18 protein-coding genes and 4 tRNA genes are annotated in these 23377 nt (G+C 50.4%); 12 read left to right on the forward strand and 10 right to left on the reverse strand.

Annotated features, from left to right (window positions below; all coding sequences use genetic code 11):
* Window positions 1–46 precede the first annotated feature (46 nt).
* Window positions 47–1249 carry an S-methyl-5-thioribose kinase gene (gene mtnK, locus MHN31_RS21835; RefSeq protein ID WP_239445315.1) on the reverse strand — a complete coding sequence of 401 codons (1203 nt, stop codon included), beginning with the start codon at window positions 1247–1249 and terminating at the stop codon, window positions 47–49.
* A gap of 253 nt (window positions 1250–1502) precedes the next feature.
* Here mtnK and mtnA point away from each other — a divergent pair, with 253 nt between their 5' ends.
* Window positions 1503–2525, forward strand: coding sequence for an S-methyl-5-thioribose-1-phosphate isomerase (gene mtnA / locus MHN31_RS21840; RefSeq protein ID WP_239445316.1), 1023 nt, complete (start codon window positions 1503–1505; stop codon window positions 2523–2525).
* 23 nt (window positions 2526–2548) lie between these two features.
* Here the strand turns inward: mtnA and MHN31_RS21845 are convergent, their stop codons facing one another.
* Genes MHN31_RS21845 through MHN31_RS21855 form a run of 3 tightly spaced genes read right to left on the reverse strand, consistent with a single transcriptional unit; the run spans window position 2549 to window position 4385 of the window.
* Window positions 2549–3091, reverse strand: a complete 543-nt coding sequence (locus MHN31_RS21845) for an acireductone dioxygenase (RefSeq protein ID WP_125560939.1) — start codon at window positions 3089–3091, stop codon at window positions 2549–2551.
* Window positions 3088–3774, reverse strand: a complete 687-nt coding sequence (mtnC, locus tag MHN31_RS21850; protein WP_125560938.1) for an acireductone synthase — start codon at window positions 3772–3774, stop codon at window positions 3088–3090. The genes MHN31_RS21845 and mtnC overlap by 4 nt, the downstream gene beginning before the upstream one ends.
* Window positions 3771–4385 (reverse strand): methylthioribulose 1-phosphate dehydratase, encoded by a 615-nt coding sequence (locus MHN31_RS21855; RefSeq protein ID WP_125560936.1) that lies wholly within the window; start codon window positions 4383–4385, stop codon window positions 3771–3773. Before MHN31_RS21855 ends, mtnC begins: the two co-directional genes overlap by 4 nt.
* Before the next feature lie 158 nt (window positions 4386–4543).
* Here MHN31_RS21855 and MHN31_RS21860 point away from each other — a divergent pair, with 158 nt between their 5' ends.
* A complete protein-coding gene (locus MHN31_RS21860) occupies window positions 4544–5638 on the forward strand; it encodes a methionine aminotransferase (RefSeq protein ID WP_239445324.1) in 1095 nt (364 codons plus the stop codon).
* Window positions 5626–6438 carry an amidohydrolase gene (locus MHN31_RS21865; protein WP_239445317.1) on the forward strand — a complete coding sequence of 271 codons (813 nt, stop codon included), beginning with the start codon at window positions 5626–5628 and terminating at the stop codon, window positions 6436–6438. Before MHN31_RS21860 ends, MHN31_RS21865 begins: the two co-directional genes overlap by 13 nt.
* A 43-nt stretch (window positions 6439–6481) precedes the next feature.
* On the opposite strand, the gene MHN31_RS21870 is transcribed toward MHN31_RS21865, so the two are convergent.
* From MHN31_RS21870 to MHN31_RS21890, 5 genes are all read right to left on the reverse strand, one after another.
* Window positions 6482–9790, reverse strand: coding sequence for a methyl-accepting chemotaxis protein (locus MHN31_RS21870; RefSeq protein ID WP_125560930.1), 3309 nt, complete (start codon window positions 9788–9790; stop codon window positions 6482–6484).
* A gap of 274 nt (window positions 9791–10064) precedes the next feature.
* Window positions 10065–13394 (reverse strand): amidohydrolase family protein, encoded by a 3330-nt coding sequence (locus tag MHN31_RS21875; RefSeq protein ID WP_239445318.1) that lies wholly within the window; start codon window positions 13392–13394, stop codon window positions 10065–10067.
* A 139-nt stretch (window positions 13395–13533) separates the two neighbouring features.
* Window positions 13534–15690, reverse strand: coding sequence for an ATP-binding protein (locus MHN31_RS21880; RefSeq protein WP_010385030.1), 2157 nt, complete (start codon window positions 15688–15690; stop codon window positions 13534–13536).
* 111 nt (window positions 15691–15801) lie between these two features.
* Window positions 15802–16458: a response regulator transcription factor gene (locus MHN31_RS21885; RefSeq protein ID WP_010385031.1), complete on the reverse strand. Its 657-nt coding sequence runs from the start codon at window positions 16456–16458 to the stop codon at window positions 15802–15804.
* Between the two features lie 227 nt (window positions 16459–16685).
* The gene (locus tag MHN31_RS21890) at window positions 16686–17057 is read right to left on the reverse strand and encodes a histidine triad nucleotide-binding protein (protein WP_010385032.1); all 372 of its coding nucleotides are present in this window, start codon (window positions 17055–17057) and stop codon (window positions 16686–16688) included.
* A 217-nt stretch (window positions 17058–17274) separates the two neighbouring features.
* On the opposite strand from MHN31_RS21890, the gene MHN31_RS21895 reads away from it, so the two are divergent.
* Window positions 17275–17883, forward strand: a complete 609-nt coding sequence (locus MHN31_RS21895) for a DUF2057 domain-containing protein (protein WP_239445319.1) — start codon at window positions 17275–17277, stop codon at window positions 17881–17883.
* A gap of 41 nt (window positions 17884–17924) precedes the next feature.
* Here the strand turns inward: MHN31_RS21895 and MHN31_RS21900 are convergent, their stop codons facing one another.
* On the reverse strand, window positions 17925–19772 hold the full coding sequence (locus tag MHN31_RS21900; protein WP_239445320.1) for a M1 family metallopeptidase: 1848 nt from the start codon (window positions 19770–19772) through the stop codon (window positions 17925–17927).
* 130 nt (window positions 19773–19902) lie between these two features.
* On the opposite strand from MHN31_RS21900, the gene murB reads away from it, so the two are divergent.
* The 8 genes from murB to MHN31_RS21940 all read left to right on the forward strand — a co-directional run.
* A complete protein-coding gene (murB, locus tag MHN31_RS21905; RefSeq protein ID WP_239445325.1) occupies window positions 19903–20916 on the forward strand; it encodes a UDP-N-acetylmuramate dehydrogenase in 1014 nt (337 codons plus the stop codon).
* A complete protein-coding gene (gene birA, locus MHN31_RS21910; protein ID WP_239445321.1) occupies window positions 20909–21904 on the forward strand; it encodes a bifunctional biotin--[acetyl-CoA-carboxylase] ligase/biotin operon repressor BirA in 996 nt (331 codons plus the stop codon). The genes murB and birA overlap by 8 nt, the downstream gene beginning before the upstream one ends.
* Entirely contained in the window at window positions 21901–22599 is a 699-nt protein-coding gene (locus MHN31_RS21915; protein WP_125560918.1) for a type III pantothenate kinase, read from the forward strand. Before birA ends, MHN31_RS21915 begins: the two co-directional genes overlap by 4 nt.
* A gap of 128 nt (window positions 22600–22727) precedes the next feature.
* Window positions 22728–22803, forward strand: a tRNA-Thr gene (locus tag MHN31_RS21920).
* 41 nt (window positions 22804–22844) lie between these two features.
* Window positions 22845–22929: transfer RNA gene (locus tag MHN31_RS21925), tRNA-Tyr, on the forward strand.
* 44 nt (window positions 22930–22973) lie between these two features.
* Window positions 22974–23048 (forward strand) — tRNA-Gly (locus tag MHN31_RS21930).
* 12 nt (window positions 23049–23060) lie between these two features.
* Window positions 23061–23136: transfer RNA gene (locus MHN31_RS21935), tRNA-Thr, on the forward strand.
* Between the two features lie 142 nt (window positions 23137–23278).
* The coding region (locus tag MHN31_RS21940; RefSeq protein WP_235408380.1) for a GTP-binding protein at window positions 23279–23377 on the forward strand (99 nt) is incomplete at its 3' end.

Consider the following 23377-nt stretch of genomic DNA (forward strand, 5'->3'; position numbering starts at 1 on the left):
GGATCAACTCTGAGCCTGGCCTGAGTTGATCCAGGTGCTACAGATATTACTGTAAGACGCTGATGATCAACTGATAGCAGGCGTCTTTGCTTTGACAGCTGCGGGCATTCAGGATCAGTTGTTCACCGACCTCCAATGCCAGGCGCTGCGCTCGCAGGCGTGCCTGCTCATCTTCAATTTCATCCAAATCGCTGACATGGGCAAGCCCTATGGTGCGGCGGATCATCTCACTGCCACAATACCCAATGGCGTCTTGTAATACATCACGCAGAAACAATGCCGCATAACCAGGTGCCTGTAAGGTAGTGTCTGTGCCATGTTGTTCGCACAACGTCTGCCATTGATAGTCAAATTCACCCAGGCAGATATCTATGGTGCGCAACAAGTAAGTATGCATATCACGACGCTTTGACGCTTCACTGATACGGCCATGCTGAGCACAGAAATTGAGGAGCAAATTACCGATAAAAGAGCCGAGATCGAAACCAATGGGACCAAAAAAGGCAAATTCCGGATCAATAAACTTGGTGGTTGTGTCATCGACAAACAGGCTACCACTGTGTGCATCACCATGCAGTAACGCTTGCGGAGAAGACAAGAAACGCTGCTTGAGCTGAGCAATGGCCAGTTTTAATGCTGTATTGTGACGTAGCTTGTCGACCTCTTTGCTCAGCGCATCCGGATAGTGGTTACGCTCGCTATCCTGATAGGGGTCGTCAAAAAATAACTCTTCTGTGATGGCACACAATTCCGGGTTGGTAAAAGACTGGATCAGGGCTTTCTTGTTTGCAGGCGTGAGGTAGAAATCGCTGTGGTAAAAGCTGGTTGTGGCCAGATAGCGGGCCACATCCCGACCCAGATTGGCAAAAGTACGCCCGGCGTTGAGTTCACTGCGTAAGATTTTCAGATGACCCAGATCTTCAAGTATCGTCACTGCCTGCTCACTATTGTGGTGCAATACCCTGACAGTATGGGTGGGACAAACCTCACCATGGCGACGTAAGGCGCTGGCTTCGATGCGGGCCCGATCAAGTGTCAGTGGCCAGCTTTCACCGACACAGCGCGCGTAGGGTAACGCCTGCTTAAGGATCACGCTGTGGTTATGTTGATCAGTGACCCGAAAAACCAGGTTCAGGTTGCCATCGCCAAACTCATAGCAGTTCAGCTGTGCGTCTGGTGGGAACATCCCCCCCAGGTTATTGATGTATTCAATGGCCTTGTCATTGTCAAACGCCAGATAAGCACTCATTCGGATCATCCAGATAGCATAAAATTAGATCAGCATTCTATATCTGCAAACGTTTAGAAGTCTATACATCTTTAGATCTTGATGTAGAATAGAACCGTTCGTTTTTTCAATCGGGCACTGTCGAGATGAAGTAATTTCGTCGGTGACAGATGACACAAAGAGGTCATAACGGCACGGTTAGTGTCAGACTTCATACTTGCCTGTCCATCGATATGAATGGGCATTCGTCAGGAGCAAATCGGAGTAAACAACGGTGAAAGAGCTAGTTGCGCGGAGTTTGAAGTATCAGGCTGGCAGGGTTCAGGTGCTGGACCAGTATTTACTGCCACATGAGGAGACATGGCATCATTGCACCAGTGTGGCGCAAATGACGTCGCTGATCCTGACGCTGAAAGTGCGTGGCGCTCCTTTGATTGGTTTAGCAGCGAGTCTGCTGGTTGCTTACCTGGCGGAGCAGGGTCACAGTAAAACTCAGCTTAGTGAGGCAATTGACGAGCTGGAAGCCACCCGCCCGACGGCAGTGAATCTGATGCACTGCATGGCGAGGCTGCGCACTGCCTTGCAACAGCAAGACTTTGCCCTGGCTGTGGTGACGGAGGCGGAGAGATTGTTTGAAGAAGACTGTGCACTGTGCGACAGAATGGCCACATTGGGTGCGCAGCTGGTCGAACCCTCAGATAATATTCTGACACATTGCAACACCGGCGCGCTGGCCACTGCTGGGGTGGGCACCGCTTTGGGCGTGATCCATCATGCTGCCCGACAGCATGCGGACATCCATATCTGGGTTGATGAGACCCGGCCATTATTGCAAGGGGGACGACTGACTGCATATGAGCTGGCGCAGTGGCAGATCCCTTATACCTTGATTTGTGACAATATGGCGGCCAGTCTGATGGCAGCAGGCAAGGTCGATAAAATTTTTGTCGGGGCTGATCGCATTGCTGCGAACGGCGACTTTGCCAATAAAGTGGGCACCTATAATTTGGCTGTGCTGGCCCACTATCATAAGATCCCTTTCTATGTCGTTGCCCCGGTAACAACCCTGGACATTGGCTGTGCCTCGGGCGCAGAGATCCCGATTGAACAGCGTGCTGAAAGCGAGGTGACCGGGGTGAGTGGCAGCTTTGGTCACTGTCAGTGGGCACCCGCACAGGCACAAGTGTATAACCCGGCTTTTGATGTCACACCAGCTGAGCTGATCACAGCCTGGGTACTGGATACGGGCGTGTATTTTCCGCAGGACGTGGCGGCGGGCGTTTTAGGCACGGTATGACGACACCGTGCCGGGCGAGCGCTTTAATCCAGTAACGGAAAGCGCTCGGCGATAGGGCTGTCAGTACTTTGTGCCACCCAGCCCTGTTCATTGTTGAACAGCCGGATTGCGGTAAACTGAGGGTCGCTGCCCATATCAAACCAGTGAGGTGTCATCGCGGGTACTGAGATCAAATCGCCCTGCTGACACAGAACCTGATAAACCCGTTCGCCAATATGCAGGCAAAATAGCCCCTGACCCTGAACAAAAAAACGTACTTCATCTTCGCTATGGGTGTGCTCAAACAGAAACTTCTGACGCATAACGGGCGCGTCGGGGTGACCTTTTGGCAAAGAGATCACGTCTACGGTCTGATAGCCATCCTGTGTTTTCAGGCGATTAATGTCCTGCTCATATGCGTCAAGAATGTCATCATGTGATGTCGTCTGGTTAATCTCATAGGCGGCCTGCCATTGCTCGAAGCGGACACCCACCTCAGCAAGCTGAGCGGCTATCTGGTTGTGTGCATCACTGTGGAATTCAATGTTATCCGGGTGCTGATCATGGTAAATGGTCAATTGGCTCATCGTGACTCCTGTGCATTATATTGGCTGAAATCTTCAATAAAGGCATGTGCCTGTGTCCGTGGCTGTCCGTCACGCCATAATTGCAAGGTCTGCATGCCTGCTGCTTTTGCCGCATCCAGCTCGGCCACCACATCGCTCAGAAAGAGCACTTCATGCGCCGCAAAGGATAGCTGACTGGCGATGGCCTGATAGGCCTCGGGTTGCTGTTTGGCACCTATCCGGGTATCAAAATAACCACTGAATAAGGGGCGCATATCGCCATAGTCCGAATGGGCAAACAGCAGTTGCTGGGCCTGCACTGAACCAGACGAATAGACGTAGAGTGCAGTGCCCGCAGCATGTTCGGTAGACAAAAACTGGTGCGCATCTGGGTAAATATGGCCGGTAAAATCGCCATTTTGATAGCCATGTTGCCAGATCATGCCCTGTAATTGTTTCAGAGGCGTGACTTTCTTATCTTCAGCGATCCAGCTGAGTAGCGTCTGGACAACCTGATCCAGTGAGGCTTGTGGTGCGTTCAGTTCAGCACGCACTGCATCCAGCTGTGCAGTCACTTCCGGGGTGTGTGCATGCTGGCGCACGAAATCGGGTAGCTTGTCTGCGGCATAGGGGAACAGGATCTCTTTGACGAAAGAGATACGGGTAATGGTGCCTTCGATGTCGGTCAAAATTGCTTTGATCATGCGTTTTTTTCCAGTTGTCTGCGCGTCAGTTCGCAGTTAAACAAAAATTCCAGTGCCTCGATATGACGACGCGTTTCACTGATGTCTGCCCCCATCGCATAAAGTCCATGGCCGCGGATCAGCACCCCGTGCCGCACAGGCGTGTGGGCATGGTATTCAGCCACCCGACGTGCCAGGGCTGGAATATCCTGATCGTTGTCGAAAACCGGAATAGCCAGGGTCTCCAGATGACTGGTGAAACCATGCAGGGCTTTTTGCATTTCGTACCCCTGAATGTTCAGGCTGTGCTCTGCTGTTAGGCGAGACAGAACTGTTGCCGCAACGGAGTGGGTATGCAAGATGCAGTGTGTACGCGCACTGAGTGCATACAGGGCAAGGTGCAGCTCGGTTTCGGCTGAGGGCTTACCGGTTCCTGCGATGTGTGTGCCTTCGGTATTGAACTCAAGAAAATGCTCGGGTTGCAGCGCCCCTTTGTCATGACCACTGGCCGTGACAACAAAGCCTTGCTCTGTTCTAATGGAAAAGTTGCCCCCGGTTGCCGGTACCCAGCCTTGCTCACTGAGCCAACGTCCGGCGTCTATCAGGGCATGTTTCGCTTGTGCTGATTGCATACGCTTACCTCTCACGAATAACATCGTGGATAATTTTAGACGGCTATACTTCTATTTGCAGCAATGATAGCATCGCTCGGGCCGTTACACCACACACAAACGAGGACTTGGCAGTGGAAAGTAAATTACCTCATGTAGGCACCAGTATTTTTTCTAAGATGACTGCGCTGGCTAATCAGCACGGTGCACTGAACTTGTCTCAGGGTTTTCCTGAATTTGATGCGCCAGAGCGCCTTAAACTGCGGTTGACTCAGCATGTACAAGCGGGGATGAACCAATACGCGCCATCACCCGGGGTACCGGCGCTACAGCAGCAAATAGCGGCCCTGGCAGAGCGCAAATACGGTGCGCAGATCGACGCCGAGGCGCAGGTCACAGTCACTGCCGGCGCCACAGAAGCCTTGTTTGTTGCCATTCAGACCCTGGTGCGCCCGGGTGATGAAGTGATCGTGTTTGACCCGGCCTATGACTCTTACCATCCGGCGATAGAGCTGGCAGGTGGCACCAGTGTGCACATTGCTTTGCAGGCGCCTGATTACCAGGTTGACTGGCAGCAGGTTGCGGCAGCTATCACACCTCAAACTCGCGCTATTATTGTTAATACGCCACATAATCCGAGTGCGAAAACACTCAAAGCAGCAGATATGGCAGCGCTTCAGGCCCTAGTGATTGAGCATGACCTGTATGTGATCAGCGACGAAGTTTACGAGCACATTACCTTTGATGCGCAGCCACATTTGAGTGCGTTGCGTGACCCGACGCTGGCTGCGCGTGCGATGGTGGTGGCCAGCTTTGGTAAAACCTTCCATTGTACTGGCTGGAAGCTGGGGTATTGCATCGCACCAGAGGCGCTGAGCAAGGAGTTTCGTAAGATCCATCAGTATGTAACCTTCTCCTGCTTTACGCCAGCGCAGCTGGCACTGGCAGACGTGCTTAATGAAGAGCCTGAGCATGTGGATGCGTTGGCTGATTTTTATCAGCATAAGCGCGATCTGCTCATTGAGGCGCTTAAACCCGGGCGGTTTACTATTTTACCCAGCGAGGGGAGCTACTTCCTGTTGCTGGATTACAGTGCTATCTCGTCACTGGATGATGTGCGCTTTTGTGATTATCTGGTGGAAGAAGTCGGGGTAGCCGCTATTCCGCTGAGCGTATTTTATGCCGACGGCAGTACAGATAAAGTGATCCGTTTGTGTTTTGCCAAAGAAGATAACACCTTACTGGAGGCGGCGAAGCGTTTATGTCAGCTTTAACTGTCGCTCTGGTTCAGCAGGCCATTGAGTGGTTGGCTCCCCAGAATAACTTTGTTCAGCTGGAAAGGCTGTTAGATGCACAGCAGGCGCAACTCAGTGGTTGCGATCTGATCATTTTGCCGGAAACCTTTGCAACCGGTTTTGCATTGGCTGAAGCGTGTGCCGAGCCGCCTGAGCAGGGGGAAGCACTGGCTTTTTTACACCAGCTGGCACAGCGCTGGCAGGCCGTCGTGGCGGGCAGTGTGTTGGTGGATCTGGGTGAAAAGAAAGCCAATCGTTTTTACTGGTGCTGGCCGGATGGCACCGTGCGCTATTATGACAAACGCCATTTATTCTGTCTGGGTAAAGAAGGGGATTATGTGCATGCCGGACAGGAGCGGGTCGTTGTTGAGGTAAAGGGATTTCGGATCTTACCTCAGGTATGCTATGACCTGCGTTTTCCGGTGTTCCAGCGTAACCGCAATGATTATGATGTGATGATCAATGTGGCTAACTGGCCTGCTGCGCGACGTCGGATCTGGGATACCTTATTGCAAGCCAGAGCAATTGAAAATCAGTGTTATGTGCTGGGCTGCAATCGTATTGGTGACGATGGCTATGGAACGGCGCACAACGGTGGCACCGCCGCTTATGACTTTACAGGCGCATTATTGGCCGGTGCCCCGGATGACGCTGTCGATGTACTCGTAGTTAGTCTGGAAAAGGCGCCACTGGATACCTTTAAACAAGGGTTTCCTGCTCACCTTGATGCCGATGACTTCGTGTTACCCGCATTGGAAAAAGGACCGCGCGACGAATGAGTTCGTCGCGCTAAGTTAAATCTGGCATACCTGCCGAATCAGCCTAAGATGCATTGTAGCTGTGGATGAGCAGCTCCTGCTCAGGAGGAGCCAGCGCTGTTTGCTGTTGCGAGGCTATCGAAAAATAGCCAAGCAACTCACGCATTGCATTCGCCTGATCCGCCATTTGCCTGGCCGCAGCCATGGTTTCTTCCGTAATGGCTGAGTTTTCCTGAATTAAATCGGTCAGGCGCTGCACCACAATGTCTACCTCTTTGATGGACTGTTGCTGCGTGGTCGTCGACTGATTGATTTTCACTATATTTTGACTGACATCGGCAACTGCCTGCACTATCTGGTGCAGCTTATCGCCTGAGTTATTCGCCAGTTGAGTGCCTTGTTCCACTTTTTCGTTGCTGTTAGCGATGATCTCTTTAATTTGCTTTGCAGACGCGGCACTGCGGCCCGCTAATTCACGCACTTCATTGGCAACCACGGCAAAACCCCGGCCATTTTCGCCGGCGCGGGCAGCTTCTACGGCAGCATTAAGGGCCAGTAAGTTGGTCTGGAATGCCAGCGCGTCGATCACCGACACGATTTCATTAATGTCTTTGCTGGCCCGGTTAACTTCGCCTATGGCATCAACCGTGTCCTGCGATAAGGAGCCACCTTCTTTGGCGATGGTCTCCGCGTTGCTGGCCAATTCCACAGCCGTACCGGATTGTTGTGCAACCTGAGTCAGCTCTTCCAACATATGGCCTGTGCTTGCGCTGGCCTCTTCCAGGTTGGCAGCTTGTTCCTCGGTGCGCTGGCTGATCTCGGTGTTACTGGCGGCTATCTCGCCAGCACTCTGGGTGACCTGGCCGGCCGCATACTGGATCCCTTCAATCACTTCCGTGAGCTTGGCAATGGTGGCATTGACGTCACGTTGCAGGGTTTCAAACACACCTTCATAGTGACCGTTGATCTTCTCATTTAACTGTCCTTTAGCCAGTGCCCCTAGTACCCGGGTGACTTCATTGATGGCATCAGATACTGTGGTTGTTGAGGTATTTACGTCCTCTTTAAGTTGCAGTAACTGACCCTGCAGGTCAGATTCTATCTGGATGGTAAAATCACCCTGGCTCATGGCTGACATCACGCTGGCCAGCTCTTCAATAACACGACTGAGGTTATTGACCGAGTGGTTGATATCGCCTTTGAGGGTGTCCAGCTGGCCCCGCATGGGAGAGTTGATGGTGCGATCAAAGCGGCCACGGCTGATTGCCATCATCACAGATGAAATCTCACTAATGGCTTCATCAACACTGCTGATCGACACATTTATGTGCTCTTTCAAATCACCAAGCTGCCCCTGAGCAGGTGTTGATACTTCCTGTTTAAAGTCCCCTTCGCTGACCGCGGCCATGGTGTGGCCAATGTCTTCGATAATGGCGGCAAGGTTTTCTACACTGGAGTTTGTGTCTTCTTTGAGCTCTTCCAGTTGACCACGCAGCGGCAACTCCAGGCGCTTACTAAAGTCGCCCTGACGCAGGGCACTCATCATCGCTGCCAGCCCATCTATGGCACCGGCGACGCTGCTCACGGAATTGTTGACGCTCACTTTGAGCTGCAGCAGGCTACCTTGAGCCTCTACCTGCACTTGTCCCCGGAAGTGGCCTTGCTCCATGTCCGACATCACGGTCACAATTTCAGTCATGGTGGTATTGATTGAATGCATGGAGCTGTTGATGTGCTGCTTCAAAATTGCCAGGTCGCCACACATGTCTGACTGCAACTGTTTATCAAATTGACCTTCCGACATGGCGTGGATCACCTGACCGATGTCGCTCAGTGCACTTTGCAGGCTCTGGGCACAATCATTGGTGGCACGTTTAAGGGTATCCAGTTCACCTTTGCAGGGGGCACTGATCCTGTCATCAAAGCGACCGGCCGCCATGCGGTCCATGACGCGGTTTGTTTCCGAAATAGACAATTGCAGTGCGTCCAGCAGTGAATTGAACGCTTGTCCGCAGCGACCAATTTCATCATTGGTGTCAATCTTGGTACGTAATGCAAAGTCGCCTTCTTGTTCTACCTGGCGCATGGTATTGACCAGCGCATGAACCGGGCGGGTCAGGGTTCGGGCAAACCAGAATGCGGCCAGAATGATCATCAGTACACAGGCCGCCAGCACGATAAGCAGCTGAGTACGCAAAGTATTAATGGGCGCGAAGGCTTCGGCCTCATCAATTTCAGCCAGCAATGCCCAGCGTACATTAAATACGTCTACAGATGTGTATGCTGACAATACAGGGTTGCCATTGTAGTCCAGCACCACTTTTTGCCCTTGCTGCCCCTGCATGGCCAGCTGAAATGCCTCGGTATTCACTGTACCTTTTTCAGGGTGACGGAATGAGGCAGTCACAGAATGATGAACCGGATCCAGATAAGAATCTGAGCGCATCAGGCCTTCCGGGCCAACCAGGTAGGTCTCGCCGCTCTCACCCAATCCTTGACGTTCAGTCATGATGGCATTCAGGGCGTCAATGGAGAGTTGAAAGATCAGTGTGGCTGATACCTGACCGTCGATGACCAAAGGCGCGGCAACAAAACTGGCCGGGGCATTGTAAGAAGGCAGGTATTGCTCGTAATCAACAAAGGCCATTTCACCTTCTTTGGTGAGCTCTCGGGCTGCCAGAAATGCCTTGGCAAGGTTACTTTCTGCATAGGGGCCATACAGTAATGAAGTGGCAAAATCGCTCTCTTTGTAAACCGAATAGATCACATTGCCGTTCAGGTTATCGACGATAAAGATATCGTAGAACTCGTAAACATCGGCAATTTTTGTGAAAAATGCGTGATACTGACTATGTATTTCATCATACGCATCATCAACGCCACTGCTGGTCAGGTTTACTTTTTCGCCCAGAGGATGAGGGTTCTCGGCCAAGTAGCGAGTCTGTAAAGTGATCCCTTGAGGAGATAACTCAGAGAGCAATATTGCGGGGGGCGCAGCCTGCTCATTGAGTGATTTAAATTGGGGCGCAAACTGCTCACGGTAGAAGCGTGTCAGGCTGGTCGGAGTGGCAACCGCATCCTCAACTTCGCCATAGGCGCGGATAAAATCTGTAGCTGCCTGTTGGACATAGGGATTGACTGCCAGCGATATCAGCTTGTCCTCGACGCCATTGAAATGGCGCTCAATGGCGCTTTCTTTTATTTCGCCTACCGCACCCAACTGGGCATAGACTTGCCGGCTCATTGCATCGGATGATTGTATCAGTGCCATGGCGATAATGATGGCGGTCGGGATCAGGGCGACCAGTAAAAAGGCCGAGATCAATTTTTGCGTCAGGTTAAGTGACTTAAAAAAGTGGCTGAGATCAGACATGCTCCCTGCTCCTTGTATTCGCTGATATACCTGTGAGGCTGACCGATAAAACCTAGATTGACGACCTCGTTACACAGCCATCATAGCATGAGCTTGACGACAGAGTATCCTATTCAGTGACACAGTTTAGAACAGTTCTCGACAATATCCAGCACATGGATCGGGACAAAGAGATGCGTGTAAGGCCTTGTTGCCAGAAGATAAATGCTTAAATGTGGTGTTTAGTGAAAAAAAAGCAGCCTTTCGGCTGCTTTATGAATGAAATGACCAGATATTAGTGTTTCCAGTGATATTTATGTGCTTTCTCTTCCATATAAGCTTCCGTAGCCGGATGCATTGGCGTCTTGTTGCCATTTTCGAAGAACAGCGGCTGGCGCTTCACATTATAATTGCCGGTTTCATTCATGGTCGCGGCGTCATAGATACGACCATTCAGTACTGTATAAGCGACTTTTTCTGATTCACGGATGTCGTTCAGGACGTCACCGTCGATGATCACTAAGTCGGCAAGTTTACCTTTTTCAATGGTGCCGATATCATGGTCCATTGCCAGGTATTTCGCACCGTCAATGGTACCGCTGCGCAGCGCTTCCCATGGTGTAAAGCCACCTTGTGCCATTGACCACAGTTCCCAGTGTGCACCCAGACCTTCACGCTGGCCGTGTGCGCCGATGTGCACGGTTACGCCTTTGTCGCGCAATTGCTTGGCAGATTTAGCTGCATTGATGTGGTTGTAGTGGTGCTCAGGGGCTTTTTCACGACGAACAGAGCGCGGGTTCAGAATGTAGTCCGGAACAAAGCTTGCCAGGCGTTCATTCTTCCACACATCTGTGGTGTCATAGAAATAGTCTTCTCCTTTGATACCACCGTAGGCAACGTTAAAGGTGGGTGTAAAGCCCGCTTTTGTCTGACTCCACATCTGAGTGACGTCTGAATAGATGTTCGGGATTGGCAGGGCGTGCTCAAGACCCGTGTGACCATCGATGATCATGTTCATGTTCTGCTGGAACTTAGAACCGCCTTCTGGTACTACCATGATCTCCATCTGCTTTGCTGCTTCCAGCACTTGCTGGCGGGTATCACGGCGCGGGTGGTTGTAGCTCTTAACCGTGATTGCACCGGCGTCTTTCAGACGTTTAACGTGGAACTGAGCATCTTCCAGGTTGCTGATCGGCGTTTTGTACCCAGGTGCATTACCGGCATAGAGGATCCGGCCTACGGAGTAAATACGCGGTGCTACGGTCAGGCCGGCACGTTGTAATTCAGCCATAGAGAAGACTTCATTAGAGTCATTCGATGGATCGTGAATGGTCGTCACACCAAAGCTGACATTAGACAGCTGGTTCCAGTTTTGCTCAGGTTGCAGGTTGTAGCTGCCATAGCTGCCATGGGCGTGCGCATCGACCAGACCCGGGATCACGGTTTTACCTGTGATATCCATTACCTTGGCTTTGCTCGGGATCTCAACTTCACTGCGGGTACCGACCGCGATAATGCGGTTTTCTTCAATCAACACTACCCCATCTTCGATGATCTCTTGTTGCTCGTCGGCGTTGCGCATGGTCACGACTTTACCACCAACAAGGGCCAATATGCCTTCAGGCTTGTCGGCCTTTTTCTCAAAGCTCAGGTCGATGCCTTCGGCAGTTAAAGGTGTAGCCTCGGCTACGGCACCTTTCAAAAACGCAAAGGTATCGGTCAGCTTGCGCTGATATAAAGTCGGGCCAAAGGCCCAGGTCAGGGCACTGCTGTCCGCCTTCCAGTTCAGGAAGTCTCCTGAGTATTTAGAGACTTGTTGCACTGGGAATGATTTAGTGCCCTTGTTGATAGACAAGGTTTTACCTGTGCTGGTGAAGGGCGCAACGAAGGTGTTGAAGTTCTCGATGAAAGCAACATAGTTGCCGTCCGGAGAGACGCGATAATCAAAAATGTAGTCGCCTTTGAAGTGTGAACGTTCTTTTTCACCGCTGAGGTCGACTGATTTCAGTTCGCGATGGGTTTCATCGCTCATCACACTGAAATAGATACGGTCTTTTTCCGCACCAAAGTGTGGGTTGTCACCACGCTTAATGATGCGCTTGGCTTCGCCACCTTTGGCGCTGGTCAGATAGATGCCTGGCTCCATCGACCAGTCACCGCTGAGCAGGTAGCCACCAGTCACTTTGCGATACAGTACGTGTTTACCATCTGGCGAGAAGCTTGGGTTGATGTAGTGACCCGGGTCCTGAGTGATCACTCGGCCTTTACCCCCACTGGCTGAAACAATGCGTACGGCGCCTAAGTCCTGATCGTCCCAGCTAGTGTATACAATGTACTTACCATCACGTGAGAAGCTTGGGTAGAACTCAAAATGATCGTTTTGTTTGGTAACGCGACGTACCTTACCAGAGGCGATGTCTTTGGTGTACAGGTGGCCCAGTGCCTGGAACAGCGCGGTTTTACCGTCTGGTGAAATTTGTGACCAACGTGCCAGCTTGACCTTGAATGCATCCGGTGCCACATCAACGGCAAATTTCAGTGCCGGGGTAATCTCTTTTTCAGCAACCACGCGGGTCGGGATCACTTTGGCTTGTTTGCTTGCAATATCTACCTTATGGAAGACGCCAGCGGCCCAGAAAACCAGTGCTTTGCCATCGGGCGTGTAAGCGAATGCTGGAGTATTACCCTGAGCACCATTGGCTTCTTGCAGGTCACGGTCCAGTCCAGAGAAGATCTCTGTTTCGATACCGGATTTCAGATCTTTGATATACAAGGCACTTTGCATCACCTCGCCATTTTCAATACGTTTCACGAACGCCAGAGATTTACCATCTGGACTCGGTGTTGGGCGAATTGCACCGCCGGAGCCACGGATCACGGTTTCTTCTTCACCGGTGGCCAGATCCCAGGAGCGGATTTCAAACACTGAACCCAGTGCATTTTTGTTGTATTCCCAGCGTACGCCTGCAGTGGCATCGACGGAGTAATAGAGCTTCTTACCATCGGTTGAGAAAGCGGGCTCAGCGATGTTCTTCTGTGATTTTGCGCCGTGCAAACGATCTCTTACGACAACGCCTTTACCACCTGAAATATGATACATGCGGATCGAGCCACCCGGGATGGTACGGCCCGTTACCTGACCTTGTTTGACTGCAATGTACTGACCATCAGGCGACCAGGCTGGGTTATGTAGCAGGTTGTGAGACTCATCAGAGACTTTGCGCATGTTGTCGCCATTGACGTCCATCACCCACAGGTTTTCAGCGCCTTCGCGATCTGAAATAAAGGCGATTTTGCTGCCGTCCGGCGAGAACTTAGGCTGGAAGTTCCAGGCTCTGTCGCTGGTAATGGCGGTTGCTTTGCCACCTTTAATAGGCATGACGTAAATGTCACCTAGCATATCAAAGATAATGGACTTACCGTCGGGGCTGACGTCCAGGTTACTCCAGGTCGTTTCATTGGTGTCTATGGTAATGGTTTGCTTGTCACCTGGCGGATTTAGTACATTCCACTCTTTGGTGCTCGCCTGTGATGCCTGTTCTGTGGCAGTTGCCACGCTGGGCGTGCTAAGGCCAATCATGGCCGCACCGATGGCAATGGCCAGCGATGATTTATGTAGTGTCATTTTATAAATTTCCTTCAGATTTCTTGTTATCTGGGTCGTCGGGTACCCTGTGTCGGTTAGAATGACTAAATTTTCCAATAAAGTCGACATTGCGGCGATAAAAGTACCGCTTTGTGCGTTTGGCTTTCAGCGTTTCACCTCAGCTGAGTGTTTGATGCCGTACGTACTGCAAATAGGCTTCCAGGCTTTGTTGCCACAACACCATGGCATCGGCCAGTTCCTCGTCACAGCGTTTTTTATCCAGCAGCCTGCGCTCAATTTTCTTGAGTGTCAGACCATAGCGATTGAAACCCAGTTGTAGCGCTGTGCTGGCCTGACGGTGCAGGAGTTTGATGCACTGTTGATCGTCCTCATCCAGTAATTGCTGAATGTGGCGCAGTTTCGTGCGGGCGGACAAAACAAATTCATTGTAAATGGAAGACACTTCGTCTTCACTGAAGCCGCTCAGGGAGCCCACCGCACTCTCGTCGTACAGGGTGTCGCTGAGCTCGACGCTGATGTCAGGGGTTTGCGCCTTTTGCGAGTTGCTAATGGCCTGACGCAGTTTATCTTGTTTAATCGGCTTGCCCACAACGTCACGGATCCCCAGTGCCAGGTACTCTTTAACCTCTTCGGGGCTCAGGCTGGCGGTAAAGGCTAAAAATGGGGTGCGGCGATTTTTATGCTCAATGTTCTTAAGCCGTTTGAGCACCTCCTGACCCGTTAAGTCTGGCAAGTTCATATCCAGCAGAACAACATCAAAGGCATGCTCCGTAAGTTGTTCTATGGCACTTTGGCCATCGTTGGCCAGCTTAATTCGGTGCTCATCAATGGCCATAAATTCGATGGCTATTTTACGGTTCAGGTCGAGATCTTCCACTAAGAGAACATCCAGGCCGGTCGCGTAGTCGACATTGTGATGGCGCTTTTCGACCAGGCTGAGCTCGCCGACCGTTAAGGTGAGATCAAAGCTGAAGGAGCTGCCTTTATCCAGTTCACTGATGATCTCGAGCTGACTGCCCATTTTATCCAGCAGGCGTGCTGTGATAGCTAATCCAAGTCCGGTGCCGCCTTTGGTTTTACCCGCGCTGCTCTGGACATATGGCTCGGTCAGTTTTTCGATGTCCTCTTCTTCAATGCCCGGACCGGTGTCTATCACGCTAAAACGCACCCGGTGTTCCATATTGCCTTCTTTGATCAGCTCGACACAGACCTTTACTTCGCCTTGATCGGTAAATTTAATGGCGTTGCCAACCAGGTTCAGCAGGATTTGACGCAGCTTTTGCTGGTCGCAGTAGTAGCAAACCTGCTCGGGCATGTCGTACACCAGGGTAAAGGTCAGCCCGCGTTGCTCAGCCATGGGTGTCATCAGCAGGCACAGGTTGTTTAGCCAACTCTTGAATTCAATGTCCTCGGCGGCCAGCACTTCGTCACTTTGTTCCAGACTGGCATAGTCGAGCACTTTATCGATCAGTAGGTTGAGTGATTCAGCGGAGTTAATAATGGCTTCGCAGTAGGCTTTACTGGCCTGATCCCCAATGCGGTTCAGTACCAGTTGCGCACTGCCCAGGATGCCGTTGAGCGGGGTACGGATCTCATGGCTGACGGTGGACAAGAACAGCCCCCGGATCTCAAGGTCTTGTTGTGCTTTTTCTGTCAATCGGTTGAGGTTATGTTCGCGACGCTCATTACATAAAATTGCCATGCCAGTGGCATAGAAAATAGGTGCCAGCACGCCGTTGAAAAAGAGTGTAATGGTGAACCAGGGACTGTCCAGCAGGTTACCATGGTGGATCTCCCCCATGAGTAAAGTTCGGCCAGTAAACACACACAGAATAAAGCTCAGTACGATGAGATAGACAATACTGCCGTTGGGATACAGAGGATGGGCATAGCGGATAAAGTAGTACAGTAACAGCAGGGCCTCGGCGATATGCTGAAGATCGGAGATGAGAATACGCTGCCTGAGGCCCGGCGCTACAGCACTGAAATAAACAAGGGCACAAAATAAAACCCCTGTGACTATCAGATAAAACTGAAAGGCTTTATCGCGGACCCCGAGAAACTGGCTGATCGCCCAGCAATGCAGCACGGATGCCGCAAATAACAGACCGTTTGCAATGCCTATGGTCTGCCACTGCTGGAAGTGGCTGTGTAGCGCAAAGCCGATAATGCCAGCAAACAATACCATAGGGTAAAAAATGTATAACACAGTGCCGGGGGTGTCTTTATTAGCCCGCCATGTTAGATAATTTAGAAGGGTCATCATCGCCGTCATGACGACGCTGGTGACATACAGAGTTTTGGGATCCAGCATGGTGTGCCCTAGCAATCAATCGACTTTGCTAGCATAAAAGGAAGTGAGATATCAGTAAAGCGGTAGACAGTGTCGGGGTTGACCCGACACTGGATACAGTAGAGAAGGCGGTTAGCGGATCTCGTCTGGGATATTTTGTTGCGCCCAGGACAATAATTCGATTCGATTCCGGCATTTCGTTTTTCTGAATGCACTATACAAGTGCGTCTTCACCGTATGTGGGCTGATGTTCAGATCTTCGGCAATCTCTTTGTTCTTTGACCCTTTACTCATCAGGGTAATAATGGCTTTTTCACGTTTTGTGAGTTTAACCGGCTCAATATCCCCTTCGGTCAGTTTGTGTAGCGCATCTTTATTAAACTGCAACATACGGTTTAATGCATTACACATAATTTCGCGACGATACCAGAGCTGATCTTCCATCAGCAGGCGAATACCTTTCATCAGCACATCCGCATTATCTGTGGTGTAGAAGACACCACGGATACCGCTGAGCAATGCGCGATTGGCCAGCTCAGGGTTCTCATCCAGGTTAAACAGGACAATGTCACAACTGACTTTCAGGTTAACCAGCTGTTCTTTCAACTGACCCCAGGCGTCATTGACGGCTGTTTCGATGAAGAGCAAACGAGTGTTCTCTGGTACATCTGAAATATCGGTCCCAGTGATTACGTCCAACCCCTGAGTTTTCAGCAATGGTTGTAATACATTGACGCCTATGGTGTTAATAGGCTCTTTGTCTAGCAATAAAAATGCAGTACTGCTCATGTGGAAAACACTCTCATTCTGTCTGATTACGCAATGCTATCACGTGATTCAGGCCTTTTGTATTAGAAATCACATCAATAAATAGATTGTTCTGCTATATATTGTGGCATTTCTGATCTTGTTGTCGAATTAAAGCCTTAGCGAAATAACTAAGGCTATGAAATTTATAATTTTAATTTTTTATTTGCTAATATGTTAGTAAATTACATTCATTAACAAAGAATAATTTAGCCTAGTACTTTTTTCTTATCCTGGTATGGGGGCCAGCCCATTTCTTTCCCGGCAAGCACGTGTAAATGAATGTGGTAAACGGTCTGACCGCCATCGTTGTTGCAATTCATGACTGCGCGATATCCGTTTTCTGCAAAACCATGCTCTTTTGCAAGTTTAGCTGCTACCAGATATAAGTGCCCAACCAGGTGTGCATTTTCTTCATTAATGTCATTCATGGTGGCGATGGGGGTTTTTGGGATCACCAGAACATGAAAGGGCGCTTGTGGGTTAATGTCCTTAAATGCCAGGGCCAGATCATCTTCAAACAGGATATCGGCGGGAATTTCCCGATTAATTATCTTGGTAAAAATTGTTTCTTGGCTCATTATTTTTCCTTGTAGACGATAGTTTAGCTGATCAGCATAGCGTGCAAAGAGTAAGATACAAGCGAAAAGTGTTGTTCAGAGTTTGGTCACCTGAAAACCGAATACCCATACCAGTGGAGCGGGTATGTTGGCCTTAACTGAGCGCTTGAATTCTCTGTGGCTATTTTGGGTTCAAAGCTAAGTGTCAGCCACATTAACAACAAAATAAAGAGGAATTATGAAGAAAAAACGCATTTTTTACTTTCTGTTACTCAGCCTGCTGAGTGCTCGAGCAGTGGCAGCGCAATTATCTTTTCCGGAAGAGTTGTTACCGCTACAGGTGGGGCAACAGGAAATAGAGCATTCCTTCTTTAATAAAGTGCGGGATCTGACGCTTGGCGCGGGCACGCACCAGGTAAAAGTCAAGTATACGGACTTGTACGAGATTGGGTATGACGATCATGAAGTGATTGAATCAAAACCATTTTGGGTGAGTGTTGAGGTCGAGGAGCAGGGTGGCTATCAGGTTGGGTTTGATCGGGCCGACACACTAAAAGCGGCTAAGCAGTTTGCAAAGCAGCCCAGACTCTGGCTGAAGGCCCCTGATGGTACACGCACACCGATAAAGGCGCTTGCACATCAACTGCAGGTGCGGGCTGTACCAACCACCGAACCTATGCCAGAGGCGGTACCAGTGAAACCGCAATTTTCAGACTCTTTGCCGGTAGAGCCGCCCGTGGCACCTCAGGCTGGAAAGCCTGATGCCGCAGCAATGCTGGACTTTTGGTGGCAACAAGCCAACCCGGCGCAGCGCGCGGCGTTTTTAGAAAAAGTACAGCCCCGGTGAGGCTGCACTTTTATTGGCTGCGATACCAATCTAGGTATTAATTAGTTGGCAAAGATAGCGTCAATGGTGCCCTGGGCTAATGGGTGGTAACCCGGACGGGCTTTCTGATACACCTGATAGGCCCAGTCACGTTTACCATTAGCAACGAGTGATTTGTACAGGCGAACAATCAGCTTGCGACGGCCAATACCGCTGAGGTGTTTGTCGAGTGCCGGGTAGATGGCCTCATAGCCGTTGCCAACTGCCAGCATGAACCAGGCAAACGCCAATTCCGCGTTGGTTGAGTCAGTTAACCCAAACGCCTGGTCCAGCGCGACCATTTTATCCTCGGCCAGATCGCGTGGCAGATTATTGATAAAGTGCAGCCACTCATGCACTGTCCAGCTCGCGGTGGGTATGCTGTCTAATGTGCTGTTGCCTTCTAACCAGGCTTGAGTAGCAGCATCGACTTTGTCAAACGCATCAGAAGTGGGGTTAGGTGCATCTGCAGGCAAGCCTGGCGCGTGGATCCACTCATTGACCTTATCCATGCTGACAATGCCAGGGTGTTTGTTGATGAGGTGTTTCTCTATGTATTGAACAAACTCGGCTGTGGTCAGCGATTTGAACGCATACGCATCAAAATATCCTTTCACAAAGGCATCAAACACCTTTCGGCCAAACTTTTCCTCTAAATAGATAAGGAAGAGCTGCCCTTTGGTGTACGGAATAGAGCTGAATGCATCGTCTGGATCGCGACCATTCAGGCGCAGATTCAGGCGGGTGTCAGGTGCTGGTAGTTCTTTGACGACGTTACGCAACCGGGCGGAATCCAATGCCTGTTCCATGACCGCACGCTCGCGACCAAAGACTTCTTCCATAATGCGGTTTTCTACATAGGAGGTAAAACCCTCATTCAGCCATAAGTCTTCCCAGGTGGCGTTAGTAACCAGGTTGCCTGACCAGGAGTGTGCCAGTTCATGGGCGATGAGGTTAACCAGGCTTTTATCACCAGCGACGACGGTCGGGGTAATAAAAGATAAACGTGGGTTTTCCATGCCACCGAACGGAAAGCTGGGCGGTAGCATTAATAAGTCATAGCGTCCCCAGGCATACTCCCCATACATGACATTGGTTTTGTCGATCATGGCCTGGGTATCATTAAATTCAGCGACAGACGCATCCAGGATCTGCGGCTCGGCGAAGATAGCGGTTTGGTGCGACATCTCTTTGTATTCAAGGTTACCTGCGCCAATTGCTATCAGATACGGCGGAATGGCTTGTGGCATATCAAACCAATAGTCACCGTCTTTGATTAACGCACCGCTGTTGTCGGCACTCATAACCGCACGAACGTCTTCAGGGGTGTTAACACGGGCAGAATAGGTAACGCGCATCGCTGGCGTATCCTGGACGGGGATCCAGCTGCGTGCATGGATAGCCTGAGACTGGCTGTACATAAAAGGATGGGACTTGCTGGCGGTTTGCTCTGGTGTCAGCCACTGCAAACCGGATGCCTGCGGTAAGCTGTTATAGTAAATACGGGCTTTTTTTGCTTGCTGTTTGAAGCGAATGGTCAGCTTAGACCCTTTTACATCATCGCGTTTTGCAAGCGTGAAAGAAGCTGGGTACCATTTGCCGTTGCTGCCCTGATACATCACTTTATCAATTTCAAGATCACGCGTGTCCAGCACCAGGGTTCTGGCTTGCTTGTTTTGCCATGCCAGTGTGTGTTCAACAAAACCTTCCAGTTGTTTGTCAGTAAAATCGACATCCAGATCCAGGTGAAGGTGTGTACTGATCACGTCGTTGAGGTTGGCATAGGTGTGTTCGTCCACCGCCTGAGCACTCAGCGCGGTGTGTGACAGGCCTGCTAAGGCAAGACCAAAGGTTAGGGCAGAAAGTTTCATTATTATCCTTGCTCATGATGTGAGTAGAGCCGTTGTTATACCACTTAAGTGCCAAAATGACACCTTGATGCGTCGGAGCTTCGGATAGGCTACACTAGCGGCAATTTTGCATTTGTTACAGGGGTCGGGCGTGCCGTCTTTGCAGTCATTACATACATTTTCGTTACCGGCATCATGTCGTACCTTACTGCGTATCACCGATCCGGCGCAGCTTTACGACCACGATTTTTGTACGCCGTTTTATATTTTGGGTGAAGGCAGCAACAGTGTGTTTCTCGCAGATTATGAGGGCACCGTGATCCAGATGGCAAATTTGGGTGTGGAGGTAGAGGAGCAGGTCGAACACTATGTTGTGCGTGCGGCCGCTGGCGAATCCTGGCACGCACTGGTGATGCATTTATTGACACGCAACATTGGTGGGCTGGAGAACCTAGCGCTGATCCCGGGTACTGTGGGCGCGGCTCCGATCCAGAATATTGGTGCTTATGGGGTGGAGCTGGCAGATCTATTATATCAGGTACGCGGATTTGATATAGCCAGTCGGACTCTGAAAACACTGGATAAAGCGGCATGTCAGCTTGGTTATCGAGACTCTGTCTTTAAACACGCCCTGAAAGACTGTTTTATAGTCACTGAAGTGACGTTGCATTTACCCAAGCCATGGCACCCGGTGTTGCACTATGGGCCGTTACAGGCATTACGCAATGAGGCGGTGACACCTGAGATAGTGGCAAAGCAAGTGATGGCAATCCGGCGTAGTAAGTTGCCCGACCCGCAGGCGCTGGCAAACGCCGGAAGCTTTTTTAAAAACCCAGTAATTGACAAAACGCAAGCTCAAGCCTTGGCGCAAAGCTACCCTGATTTACCCCTTTATCCGGTAGACGCAAAGCGCTGCAAACTGGCCGCTGGCTGGCTGATTGAACACGCCGGGTTAAAAGGCTATCAACAGGGGGGCGTCAGAGTATATGAGCGCCAGGCTCTGGTGTTGGTAAACGAAGGGAACAGCAGTGGTGAGGATCTCAAAGCAGTGATCAGCCATATTCAACAGATGATATTCAACAAGTTTGGCATTGTGCTGGAGCATGAAGTCAGGCTGATAGGCCATCAAGGTGAAATTACAATACAGGAAGCGCACTATGGTTAAAGCACCAGATGGTAATAAGTTGGCTATTTTACATGCCCTGAAGTGCGGTGAATTTGTCTCGGGACAGGCATTGGGCGAGCAGTTGGGGATCAGCCGCGCGGCGGTGTCTAAGCATATTAAGTCTTTGCAGCAAATGGGCATTGATATCTTCAAGGTGACGGGCAAAGGCTATCGGCTCAACAATAGCTTGCCTTTATTAGAGGAAGCCGAGATCCGTCAGAGTTGGGAGCAGCTCAGCGACACGTCATGTCAGATAGAAGTGCATTCAATTATTGACTCAACCAATAGCGAGCTGATGCGCCGTATTCAGGCTAAGCAGCCAATTCCACGTGGGCAAGTGCTGGTTGCGGAAATGCAGCAGGCAGGGCGCGGCAGGCGAGGACGTCAGTGGCAGTCTCCGTTTGGTGCCAATCTCTACTATAGCTGCTACTGGCAATTGGAAGAGGGGATGCAGGCTGCCATGGGGTTATCAATAGCCGTCGGACTGGCGGTATATGATGCGCTCAAGGCGTTATTTGATCTGGAGGTACAACTGAAATGGCCGAATGATGTCTATCTGAATGAACAGAAACTGGCGGGTATTTTGGTCGAGTTGGACGGTCAGGTTGAAGGTCCTTGTCATCTGGTGATTGGTATCGGTCTGAATGTGGCGATGCCAGACAGTGCTGCCGGGGCGATAGATCAGGCCTGGACAGATCTGAGCCAGCACGTCAGTGCGGTAAATAAAAATCAGCTGGTGGCCGTGCTGACTTTGTGTTTGCAAAAGCGCCTGGAGGTTTATCAGCGTCATGGGCTGAGTGTAATGAGTGAGCAGTGGAACGCATTGAACGTATATCGCCAGCAGGCAGTGACACTGACTACCGGGCAGAAACAATGGCGGGGTATTTGTGAAGGCATCGATCAGCAAGGTGGGTTAGTGCTGCGTCAGGATGGTGAGCTGAAGACCTATTATGGGGGAGAAATTTCTGTGCGTAAGGAGTTGTCATGAAGCTGTTAGTTGATGTGGGTAACACGGCACTGAAAACTGCGACCCTGACAGGAGAGACGATCACCCTGATTGATGAGACGGATATTCCCTGGTCAGAGATAGAGGAAGTGCTGATCGCTCAGGTTGGTAAAGGCGAGTTGGTGGCGCCATTGATAGAACGCGCGCAGCAATTGGCTATCCCTCATTATTATGCGACTGTGAACGCGACATTGGGTGAACTGCGGTGCGCTTATCCGCAATTTGAAAATCTGGGTATAGATAGGTGGCTGACCGTGGTGGCTTGCTATCACCTTTATCCACAGCAGTACTGTGTGATACTGGATTGTGGGACCGCCAGTAAAATTGACGTGTTAAATAGTGAAGGCCAGCACTTAGGCGGTTGGATCTTACCGGGTCTGGATATGATGCTCAGTAGTTTGGTTGCAAACACTCAGAAAGTATTCAGTGACGATACCAGCTTATTTTTGCCAGAGCTCGGCAAGAACACACCAAATGCGATAAAAAATGGGGCCTTGGTTGCGACGCTTGGCGCTTTGGAGTTTTACCTGAGCAAGTCGAATGAGGATCCTGTGATTGTATGCGCCGGTGGATACGGCGAATTAATGCAACAACACTTGGTCCGCCCCAGTACATATAACGATATTTTGGTCCTGCAAGGTTTGATGTACTGGCGTAAATATCAGCAGTTTGCATAATAAATTGCCTGCAATACAGGTTTTTGCTGTAAATGTGACCATTTAAACAATTATCTGTGATTTTTTTTGATTTGGGTGTTGCATAGTCCCGGCCATTCCTCTAATATCTCGCCCCGTACTAAAGCAGTGCCGACTTAGCTCAGTTGGTAGAGCAACTGACTTGTAATCAGTAGGTCATCCGTTCGACTCGGATAGTCGGCACCAGTTTTTAAATAGCAACGCTTTAGACAAGAATTTTTTGACGTGGAGGGGTTCCCGAGCGGCCAAAGGGATCAGACTGTAAATCTGACGGCACTGCCTTCGCTGGTTCGAATCCAGCCCCCTCCACCACTTTATTCTTGACGGTTAGAGGTAGTTAAGAACAGGTTCCTAAAGCGGGCATCGTATAATGGCTATTACCTCAGCCTTCCAAGCTGATGATGCGGGTTCGATTCCCGCTGCCCGCTCCAGTTTTCTGGTGTGCTGATATAGCTCAGTTGGTAGAGCGCACCCTTGGTAAGGGTGAGGTCGGCAGTTCAAATCTGCCTATCAGCACCAGTCTTCGGATCTTCCTAAATACTTCCTTTGATTTGTCATAAAAACATTTATAATTGTACTGAATAATTCTAATCTGCCGCCGTTGTGGCGTGTGGATTATTTTTATATGTAATCTAGATACACAAAACTTATAGGTTCCGTCATGGCAAAAGAAAAGTTTGAACGTTCGAAACCGCACGTTAACGTTGGTACTATCGGCCACGTTGACCACGGTAAAACTACCCTAACTGCAGCAATCACT

It is taken from the genome of Pseudoalteromonas sp. McH1-42, assembly GCF_022347845.1.
GTDB lineage: Bacteria > Pseudomonadota > Gammaproteobacteria > Enterobacterales > Alteromonadaceae > Pseudoalteromonas > Pseudoalteromonas rubra_D.

Excerpts from the sequence above, each read along its gene's own strand:
- mtnK (WP_239445315.1), bottom strand. The coding sequence starts at position 1,249 with ATGAGTGCTTATCTGGCGTTTGACAATGACAAGGCCATTGAATACATC.
- MHN31_RS21845 (WP_125560939.1), bottom strand. The coding sequence starts at position 3,091 with ATGAGCCAATTGACCATTTACCATGATCAGCACCCGGATAACATTGAA.
- mtnC (WP_125560938.1), bottom strand. The coding sequence starts at position 3,774 with ATGATCAAAGCAATTTTGACCGACATCGAAGGCACCATTACCCGTATC.
- MHN31_RS21855 (WP_125560936.1), bottom strand. The coding sequence starts at position 4,385 with ATGCAATCAGCACAAGCGAAACATGCCCTGATAGACGCCGGACGTTGG.
- MHN31_RS21860 (WP_239445324.1), top strand. The coding sequence starts at position 4,544 with ATGACTGCGCTGGCTAATCAGCACGGTGCACTGAACTTGTCTCAGGGT.
- MHN31_RS21865 (WP_239445317.1), top strand. The coding sequence starts at position 5,626 with ATGTCAGCTTTAACTGTCGCTCTGGTTCAGCAGGCCATTGAGTGGTTG.
- MHN31_RS21870 (WP_125560930.1), bottom strand. The coding sequence starts at position 9,790 with ATGTCTGATCTCAGCCACTTTTTTAAGTCACTTAACCTGACGCAAAAA.
- MHN31_RS21875 (WP_239445318.1), bottom strand. The coding sequence starts at position 13,394 with ATGACACTACATAAATCATCGCTGGCCATTGCCATCGGTGCGGCCATG.
- MHN31_RS21880 (WP_010385030.1), bottom strand. The coding sequence starts at position 15,690 with ATGCTGGATCCCAAAACTCTGTATGTCACCAGCGTCGTCATGACGGCG.
- MHN31_RS21885 (WP_010385031.1), bottom strand. The coding sequence starts at position 16,458 with ATGAGCAGTACTGCATTTTTATTGCTAGACAAAGAGCCTATTAACACC.
- MHN31_RS21890 (WP_010385032.1), bottom strand. The coding sequence starts at position 17,057 with ATGAGCCAAGAAACAATTTTTACCAAGATAATTAATCGGGAAATTCCC.
- MHN31_RS21895 (WP_239445319.1), top strand. The coding sequence starts at position 17,275 with ATGAAGAAAAAACGCATTTTTTACTTTCTGTTACTCAGCCTGCTGAGT.
- MHN31_RS21900 (WP_239445320.1), bottom strand. The coding sequence starts at position 19,772 with ATGAAACTTTCTGCCCTAACCTTTGGTCTTGCCTTAGCAGGCCTGTCA.
- birA (WP_239445321.1), top strand. The coding sequence starts at position 20,909 with ATGGTTAAAGCACCAGATGGTAATAAGTTGGCTATTTTACATGCCCTG.
- MHN31_RS21915 (WP_125560918.1), top strand. The coding sequence starts at position 21,901 with ATGAAGCTGTTAGTTGATGTGGGTAACACGGCACTGAAAACTGCGACC.